This window comes from Alcanivorax sp. HI0044, assembly GCF_001634945.1.
Genome location: NZ_LWEZ01001492.1, coordinates 1 through 1,758, shown reverse-complemented (window position 1 = coordinate 1,758; position 1,758 = coordinate 1). Strand labels below are relative to the sequence as shown.

General features: G+C 61.2%; 1 protein-coding gene. It reads left to right on the top strand.

Annotated features, from left to right (window positions below; translation table 11 throughout):
* The first annotated feature begins 51 nt into the window (after positions 1-51).
* Positions 52-1,632, top strand: a complete 1,581-nt coding sequence (locus tag A3730_RS22565; protein ID WP_063518498.1) for an FAD-dependent oxidoreductase — start codon at positions 52-54, stop codon at positions 1,630-1,632.
* Positions 1,633-1,758 lie beyond the last annotated feature (126 nt).

Below are 1,758 nucleotides of genomic sequence, written 5' to 3'. Positions count from 1 at the left end.
GCCGTTACCGGCGGATGATGCACTGCGTGCCAAGCAGCCGGAGGGGAAGGCATGAATGACACAATAGCAACAACAGCGGACAGCTCGGCAGGTTGGCAGGCCACCGGCCTTGCGGTGCATCAGGCCAGTGACCTGATTGGCAAGCAGCCTGAGGGCGAGCGGCTGGAAATTGAGGCGGACGTGGTGATCGTCGGCTCCGGAGCGGGCGGGGCGGTCAGTGCTTATGAGCTGGCCCGGCGGGGCTTCAAGGTTGTTGTGCTGGAAGCCGGTGCCTATGTGCCCTCCAAGGACTTCACTGAACGTTTCAGTGAAAGCCTGGATACCCTCTACCAGGACCATGGTGGCCAGACCAATAGCAGCGGCGATCTGCTGGTGTTGCAGGGCGCCTGTGTGGGCGGCTCCACGGTAGTCAATGGTTGTGTGTGCTTTCGCACACCGGATTTCATCCTGCAGGACTGGCAGCGGGATTTTGGTCTCAATGAGCTGACCACGGCGGAACTGACACCCTACTTTGACGAAGTAGAGAAGAACCTGGCCGTTCATGAAAACGGTGAGCATGAGATTCCCCAACACGGGCGCCTGATCCGCGCCGGTGCCAACCGTTTGGGTTGGTCGGTGAAACCGCTGCAGCGCAATATCCGTCAGTGCGGGCTGACCGGGCATTGCCTGTCGGGCTGCAAGACCGAGCGCAAGCAGTCCATGCTGGTGACCTACCTGCCCTGGGCCACAGCCCATGGGGCGCAGATTTACGCGGATACTCGCGTGGAGAAAATCCTTACCGAAAACGGCAAGGCCAGCGGTGTGGCGGCGACGGTAACCCATCGTGATGGCTCTATTGCTGCCCGCATGACGGTGACAGCGCCCCGGGTAATTGTTGCGGCAGGGGCGGTGCAGACCCCGCTGCTGCTGCTGAAAAGCGGGCTGGCTAACCGGTCCGGGCAGGTGGGCAGGAACTTTGCCTGCCACCCGTCATTGTACGTTCCCGCCCGCTACCCGGAGCCGGTTTATCCCTGGCGTGGCGCCATGCTCGGCGTGTATGTGGACGAGTTCATGCACCCCGACAAGGGCGGCTTCGTGCTGGAAGATGGCGGTGCCGGGCTGGTAGAGCTGACCATGGCGGCGGAACCGGGTACCGGCAAGCCGTTCATGGATTACATGGCCGATGCCAAGTACCTGGGCGGGCTGGTCACGCTGATCCACGACCACAATGTGGGCACCATTGAATGGGACGGGGAGCGCAAGAAGATCAACTATCAGCTCAGCGATACGGATTTTCCCTCCATGCAGCGTGCCCTGAAAGCGGCCGCTCGGCTGCATCTGGCGTCGGGTGCCAAAGAAGTCTATGTGCCCGCCAGCGATAATCGGGTGATTCGCAGTGAGGCAGACATCGATGAGATGGTCGATACGCTGGAAAACCTGCCACAGCACCTGCGTATGGTCAGTTATCATCCCCAGGGTACCTGCCGGATGGGGGCCGATCCGGATAACAGTGTGGTCGGTAGCGATGGCCAGAGCCACGATGTGCCCGGGTTATACGTGGCCGACGCCAGCTTGTTACCCACCTCCATCATCGTGAACCCACAGATCACGGTGTATGCGCTGGCCACCCGTATTGCCCGGCAAATGGCCTGAAAGCAGCGGGTTGGGATGCCCGCAGGCCCGCTCTTCGCCATAGCGTATTTCCGCTTGATCATAATGCCTGCCCCCGGTTGCGCCGGGGGCTTTGGCGTTTGTAACGGTTTGTTATAGACTCGGGGG

What these genes read in the sequence shown, in the direction of transcription:
- A3730_RS22565 (WP_063518498.1), top strand. Translation starts at nt 52, where the DNA reads ATGAATGACACAATAGCAACAACAGCGGACAGCTCGGCAGGTTGGCAG.